General features: G+C 69.7%; 5 protein-coding genes and 1 pseudogene. 2 read left to right on the top strand and 4 right to left on the bottom strand.

What is annotated here, in order from left to right:
* Positions 1-164 (top strand): annotated as a pseudogene (locus V7067_RS12190) (50S ribosomal protein L28); the annotation flags it as partial.
* Between the two features lie 238 nt (positions 165-402).
* A complete protein-coding gene (locus V7067_RS12185) occupies positions 403-1005 on the top strand; it encodes a VUT family protein (protein ID WP_334176175.1) in 603 nt (200 codons plus the stop codon).
* A gap of 76 nt (positions 1006-1081) precedes the next feature.
* On the opposite strand, the gene V7067_RS12180 is transcribed toward V7067_RS12185, so the two are convergent.
* The 4 genes from V7067_RS12180 to V7067_RS12165 all read right to left on the bottom strand — a co-directional run bounded on the left by V7067_RS12180 (position 1082) and on the right by V7067_RS12165 (position 6176).
* Positions 1082-2158, bottom strand: a complete 1077-nt coding sequence (locus V7067_RS12180; RefSeq protein ID WP_334176173.1) for an esterase-like activity of phytase family protein — start codon at positions 2156-2158, stop codon at positions 1082-1084.
* Positions 2158-4050: a cobaltochelatase subunit CobT gene (gene cobT / locus V7067_RS12175; protein WP_334176172.1), complete on the bottom strand. Its 1893-nt coding sequence runs from the start codon at positions 4048-4050 to the stop codon at positions 2158-2160. Before cobT ends, V7067_RS12180 begins: the two co-directional genes overlap by 1 nt.
* 87 nt (positions 4051-4137) lie before the next feature.
* Positions 4138-5100: a cobaltochelatase subunit CobS gene (cobS, locus tag V7067_RS12170; RefSeq protein WP_334176174.1), complete on the bottom strand. Its 963-nt coding sequence runs from the start codon at positions 5098-5100 to the stop codon at positions 4138-4140.
* 416 nt (positions 5101-5516) lie between these two features.
* Positions 5517-6176, bottom strand: a complete 660-nt coding sequence (locus V7067_RS12165; protein ID WP_334176171.1) for a J domain-containing protein — start codon at positions 6174-6176, stop codon at positions 5517-5519.
* Positions 6177-6284: the final 108 nt, after the last annotated feature.

Genomic DNA, 6284 nt, shown 5'->3' with positions numbered 1-6284 from the left:
AGGTGCGTCTGCGCATCAGCGCCAACGCCCTGCGTTCGGTGGAGCACCGCGGCGGCCTCGACGCGTTCCTGCTCAAGGCCCGCGACAGCGAGCTGGGCGAGCGCGCCCTCGTTGTGAAGCGCGAGATCGAGCGCAAGCTCGCCGCTGCTCCGGCCGAGGCCTGAGACCTTTATTGCCGCAGCACCCCGGTGCCTGCGGCCGCCTGACGAAAACCGAAGGCCCGGAGCGCGCGGCAATGCCGCCTTCTCCGGGCTTTCTGCTTTGCACTGCCCGGTCTGTGCTGCCGGGGGTGTCTTCCGCCAACGGTATCATGCCTGAGGTTTTATGCTCATGAACCCTGCTCACACGTCTGCCGGCCGCCGCCGGCTGCGGCCGGCAGACCTTGTCATCCCCGTTCTGGCGATGACCGCGGTCGTGGTCGCCTCCAACATTCTCGTTCAGTACCCCGTTCAGGGTCAGGTCGGGCCGCTCGTGCTGTCGGACCTGCTGACATGGGGTGCCTTCACCTATCCGGTCGCCTTTCTGGTGACGGACCTCACCAACCGCTGCTACGGCCCGGCGACGGCCCGTCTGGTGGTGGTGGCGGGCTTTGCCGTGGCCGTGGCGCTGTCGGTGGCGCTGTCCACGCCGCGCATCGCGGCCGCGTCCGGGTCTGCGTTCCTGTTCGGCCAGATTCTCGATGTCACGGTGTTCAACCGCCTGCGCCGTCTGGCGTGGTGGTGGGCGCCGCTGACCGCCTCGCTGGTCGGCTCGGTGCTGGATACGGCAATCTTCTTCAGCCTCGCCTTCGCGCCGTTTGCAGCCTTCCTTGGCGCCAATGACGATTTCGCCATTGCCCACGCCCCGCTGCTCGGCATTTTCGCGCCGGAACTGCCGCGTTTCGTGTCGTGGGCGCTGGGCGATCTCAGCGTCAAGATTCTGGCTGCCCTCGTGCTGCTCGCGCCCTATCGCGTCGTGCTCGGCTATGTGCTGCCGGAGGCGGTGGCGCCGCGGCAGGCCGCCTGACGGGCGCTGCCTTTCCCGCGACCGGTTTCAGAAAGGCTGTCCGGCGGTTCTCCGCGCCGGGCAGCCTTTTTTCGTTTCAGCCGTCGAGGCGGAAGCGCAGCAGCAGGGTGCGCTGGAACAGCGAGCGGTTATCGTCGGAAATCAGCGTGACGATCAGCCGGCCGGCACGATCGCGATGCACGGCGAGGCCTTCCATGTTGTCGATCTCCTGCCCGAAATCGGCACGCAGGATTTCCTCTCCGGTCAGGGGGCCGCGGCCGGCGAGTTCGGCGGCAGAAATGCGCCGCAGCCGCATATAGACCCCGATCGGCCGGTCGTAGCGCCGCTCCAGCAGCAGCAGCCCGCCGTCGGGCAGGAAGGCGGCGTCGGTCACCGAAAAGCCGTCGACGGCGCGCACCGGCCGGCTGCGCCAGGCGGCGGCCGCAAAGCCGGCATCCTCGTGCGGCGTTGCCGGAACGATGGCCGCAGGGATCAGCCCGTCGCCGGTTGCGGCCTCGGCAATGGCGATATAGCGCGCGCCGCCCCCCGGCAGCCGCTCTGCGGCAATGGCCTCGATGCCGCGGTTGGACGGCAGCCGCTTCAGCCACGGCGGCAGCGGCACCGGGACAGGCCGGGCGCGGAACGGATCGGGGCCGCGAAAGCGCATCAGTCCGCGGCCTTCCAGCGACACCAGAAAGCCGCCGGCGGGCAGGGCGGCGATGGCCTCGGCATCGACCCGGCTCTTGTAGGTGGGCCGGCCGTCGACATCGAGAATCGGGCCGAGCCATGTGTCGGTGAGGCCGGTCGGCCGGCCCTCGGCATCGGTGATGAGGCGGGCGCGGAACCAGCGGCCAAAATCGGAGACGGCGACAATGTCGTCGCCATCGCCCGTCAGCGTCAGGCCCGAAAGGCCGGCGACCTCGCGCCCGGGCGAGCGCACCGCCAGCCCGCCCAGAAAGGTGAGGGCGCCGAAGCGGGTGCGGTCCGGCCGGGCGAGGTCGAAATGGCCGATCGGCGCGGTTTCGACCGGCAGCGGGCCGGGCTGCAGCGTATCGGCAAGCTGGCTGCCGAGCACGGCGCCGGGTGCGGAAAGCGCGATGGCGACCATCAGCGCCGCCCGCACGGCCCGCGGCGACAGCCGCCGGCGCGGCCGTTGCGGGGGCGGGCGCGTCATCAGGCGCGGCGCCCTCCGCCGGCATGTTTCTTCTTCTGCCCGCGTTCGGCCGCCGGCTTTTCCTCAAACAGCGCCGCAAGCTGGTCGGTGATGGCGCCGGCAAGTTCTTCCGCATCGACGATGGTGACGGCGCGGCGATAGTAGCGCGTCACGTCATGGCCGATGCCGATGGCGATCAGCTCCACCGGCGAGCGGGTCTCGATTTCCTCGATGACCGAGCGCAGGTGCTTTTCCAGATAGTTGCCGGCATTGACCGACAGGGTGGAATCGTCCACCGGCGCGCCGTCGGAAATCATCATCAGGATGCGGCGGGCTTCCGGCCGCGCCAGCAGGCGCTGGTGCGCCCATTCCAGCGCCTCGCCGTCGATGTTCTCCTTCAGCAGGCCCTCGCGCATCATCAGGCCCAGATTGCGCCGGGCGCGCCGCCAGGGCGCATCGGCGGCCTTGTAGATGATGTGGCGCAGGTCGTTGAGGCGGCCCGGCCCGACGGGCTTGCCGGCCTGCAGCCATGCCTCGCGCGACTGGCCGCCCTTCCACGCCTTGGTGGTGAAGCCCAGAATCTCCACCTTCACGCCGCAGCGCTCCAGCGTGCGGGCCAGAATGTCGGCGCAGGTGGCGGCGACCGAAATCGGCCGGCCGCGCATGGAGCCGGAATTGTCGATGAGCAGCGTCACCACCGTGTCGCGGAAGGCGGTGTCGGCCTCGTACTTGAAGGCCAGCGGCTGCATCGGGTCGATGACGATGCGGGTGAGGCGGGCGGTGTCGAGCCAGCCTTCTTCCTGATCGAACTGCCAGGAGCGGTTCTGCTGGGCCATCAGCCGGCGCTGCAGGCGGTTCGCCAGCCGCGCGACCACGCCCTGCAGGTGGCTGATCTGCTTGTCGAGGAAGCCGCGCAGGCGGTCCAGCTCGGCAGTGTCGCACAGATCCTCGGCCCGCACGATCTCGTCATACCTGGTGGTGAAGATCTTATAGTCGCCTTCCGGCCGGCGGTTGGAGAACGGATAGTCGGGGCGCGGCGCCTGACCGCTGTCGGCCTCGTCGTCCGAATCGTCCTCGGCCATCTCGCGTTCGCCGGCCTCTTCGGCCTCGGCTTCGCCGCCGTCCTCGTCCACGTCGCCGGCTTCGGCCTGATCGGCGGAGGCGGATTCGCTCGATTCGGCCGCGCCGCTTTCCTGCTCGGCCTGCTCGTTGTCGCCCTCGCCCTCTTCGGTGGTTTCCGACTGCTGGTTCTCGTCGGCCTCGGTGCCCTGCGCCTTTTCCGCCATGTCGAGCGAGACGAGGATGTCGCGCACCGCAGCGGCAAAGCGCTTCTGGTCGTCGAGGCTGTCGATCAGCCGGTCGAGCCCGCCGCTGGCCTTCTCCTCCACCCACGGCCGCCAGATCGAGACGAGCCGGTCGGCATCGGCGGGCGGCGGGGCGCCGGTCAGCCGCTCGCGCACCATCAGCGCCAGCGCCTCTTCCAGCGGGGCGTCGGCGCGGTCGCTGATCTCGGCATAGTTGCCGCGGTGGTAGCGATCCTTCAGCATCGCCGCCAGATTGGTGGCGACGCCGCTCATGCGGCGGGCGCCCAGCGCCTCCACGCGGGCCTGTTCGACGGCGTCGAACACGGCGCGGGCTTCCTTGCCCTCCGGGGCGAGCGAGCGGTGCAGACGGGCATCGTGGCAGGCGATGCGCAGCGCCATGGCATCGCCGATGCCGCGGGTGATGGCGAGGTCGGCGCGGGTCGGCCGGCGCGGCGGCTCGGGCAGGCGGGCGGCATGGCCGGCAAGGCCGGGGCGGTCGGCCGCAAACGTCACCTCAAGCGCCGGATCGCGCGCAATGGCGCGCATGGCGCCGGTAACGGCGCGCTTGAACGGCTCTGTCGGGGCCTGATCCTTCGACGGGCGTTTCATGGCGGCCGTGCCCTCCTCAGCATGCACGATGGTCGTGGCTCCGGGCCGGCCTTGCAACCGGCCCGGGCATTGCGGCGTGGCGTGCCGTCAGCTCATCACGACGTTGGCCGACGATTCCGGCAGCTCGGTGCCGAAGCAGCGCTGGTAGAACTCCGCCACCAGCGGCCGTTCGGTCTCGTCGCACTTGTTGAGGAAGGTCAGGCGGAAGGCGAAGCCGAGATCGCCGAAGATCTGCGCGTTCTCCGCCCAGGTGATGACCGTGCGCGGGCTCATGACGGTGGAGAGATCGCCGTTCATGAAGGCATTGCGGGTCATGTCGGCCAGCCGCACCATGCGCGACACGGTCTCGCGGCCATCCGGCTCTTCCTGGAAGTGGGCGGCCTTGGCGAGCACGATGTCGGTCTCGCGGTCGTGGGGCAGATAGTTCAGCACCGTCACGATGGACCAGCGGTCCATCTGGCCCTGATTGATCTGCTGGGTGCCGTGGTAAAGGCCCGAGGTATCGCCGAGGCCGATGGTGTTGGCGGTGGCGAACAGGCGGAAGGCCGGGTGCGGGCGGATGACGCGGTTCTGGTCCAGAAGGGTCAGGCGGCCCGACTGCTCCAGCACGCGCTGGATGACGAACATCACGTCCGGGCGGCCGGCGTCGTATTCGTCGAACACCAGCGCGGTGTTGGTCTGCAGCGCCCACGGCAGGATGCCGTCGCGGAACTCCGTGACCTGCTTGCCCTCCTTCAGCACGATCGCATCCTTACCGACGAGATCGATGCGGGAGATGTGGCTGTCGAGGTTGACGCGCACGCACGGCCAGCGCAGGCGGGCGGCGACCTGCTCGATGTGGGTGGATTTGCCGGTGCCGTGATAGCCGGTCACCATCACGCGGCGGTTGTGGGCAAAGCCGGCGAGAATGGCGAGCGTGGTCGGCCGGTCGAACAGATAGTCCGGGTCGAGATCGGGCACATATTCGCTGGCCGCCGAAAAGGCCGGCACCACCAGATCGGAGTCGATGCCGAATACCTCGCGCACCTTCACCGTGGTGTCGGGCAGCATGTGGGCGCTGTCGGTGGCAGAAGCGGCCGCCGCGGCGGCGGCCTCAGGGGCAGAAGCGGTCATCGGGCCTCCGTGACGCCGCGCGGGTTCCGGCCGGCACGGAAGGTGGTTTCCGGGCGGGCTGCCGGCGTCTGTTCGCTTGGGTCTTGAAGCCGGCCCCGGCTCTGTCTGGGGTCGGGTCCGGCTTCGGTGTCGGGCAGCCGCGGGGCTGCCGGTGTCGTCGTCTCTCAGCGGGCGCGGCATCCTGCGGCTGCACCCGCGACCGGGCGGGCTGCCGGCCGGGCAGCCTGCATCCGAATCCGCAAGGACTATTGCCCTTCGGACGGCCGGCACACCAGTGGTATGTTGTCGCCGCAGCGATGAAAAGAACTGATCCGCCGGCAACGGAAAATGATGGATCGGCGTGGCGCCGCTGCCTAGCAGAACCCCCCGTTCTTCAGCACGCCATAGGCCTGGATCACCTGTCGCAGGCGCTCCTCGCACGAGCGGTCGCCGCCGTTGGCGTCCGGGTGGTGGCGTTTCACCAGTTCCTTGTAGCGCGCCTTGATGCGCTCGCGCCCGGCATCGGCTTCCAGATCGAAGGTTTCGAAGGCACGGTTTTCCATGGCCGTCAGCGGGCGGCGGGCGGGTTCGGCGGGATTGCGCGCCGCGGCCCGGCGGAAGCTGAACAGTTCGAAGGGGTCGTGCGCCGTGCCGGCGGTGCCGCCGCCGGCGCCGGAACCGGAAAAGGGCCGCGTGCCGGGGCGCGCCGCCGCCGCTGCCGGGCCGGCCCCGGGGGTGAAGGCGTTCACGCCCATGCCCCAGGTCGGGCGGTGGCCGGTGGTGGCATCCTTCTGGAAGGCGGCCACCGCCTCATCGGTCATGCCGGCGAAGTAGTTGTAGGATTTGTTATAAAGGCGGACGTGGTCGAGGCAGAAGTGCAGGTACTGGCCTTCGCGGTCGCGGCCCATGGGGGCGCGGTGGGTGCCGGGCGCACGGCATCCTTCCCACGCGCACAGCGGGGCTGCCGCCTCGTCGCGGGCGGTCTCGTTCGGACGGATGCGGATCCGGTCGAAGAACTTTGAGTCGAGTTTCATGGGGCAAAGGGCTTTCCGATGTCCCCATTATGGGCATCGCAGGCCCTGCGAACAAGCCGGCTCGGTCGCTGTTGCCGGGGAGCCCGGCGCCCGGTGCATGGGTCGGCG

The sequence above is a fragment of the Pseudoxanthobacter sp. genome (genome assembly GCF_036822375.1).
Lineage (GTDB): Bacteria > Pseudomonadota > Alphaproteobacteria > Rhizobiales > Segnochrobactraceae > Pseudoxanthobacter.
Note: the sequence above shows the minus strand (reverse complement) of the source record. Positions and strands in the feature narration are given on the sequence as shown.

Bases quoted from the DNA above. Each gene is read 5' to 3' on its own strand.
- cobT (WP_334176172.1), bottom strand. From the start codon at position 4,050: ATGAAACGCCCGTCGAAGGATCAGGCCCCGACAGAGCCGTTCAAGCGC.
- V7067_RS12185 (WP_334176175.1), top strand. From the start codon at position 403: ATGACCGCGGTCGTGGTCGCCTCCAACATTCTCGTTCAGTACCCCGTT.
- V7067_RS12180 (WP_334176173.1), bottom strand. From the start codon at position 2,158: ATGACGCGCCCGCCCCCGCAACGGCCGCGCCGGCGGCTGTCGCCGCGG.
- V7067_RS12165 (WP_334176171.1), bottom strand. From the start codon at position 6,176: ATGAAACTCGACTCAAAGTTCTTCGACCGGATCCGCATCCGTCCGAAC.
- cobS (WP_334176174.1), bottom strand. From the start codon at position 5,100: ATGCTGCCCGACACCACGGTGAAGGTGCGCGAGGTATTCGGCATCGAC.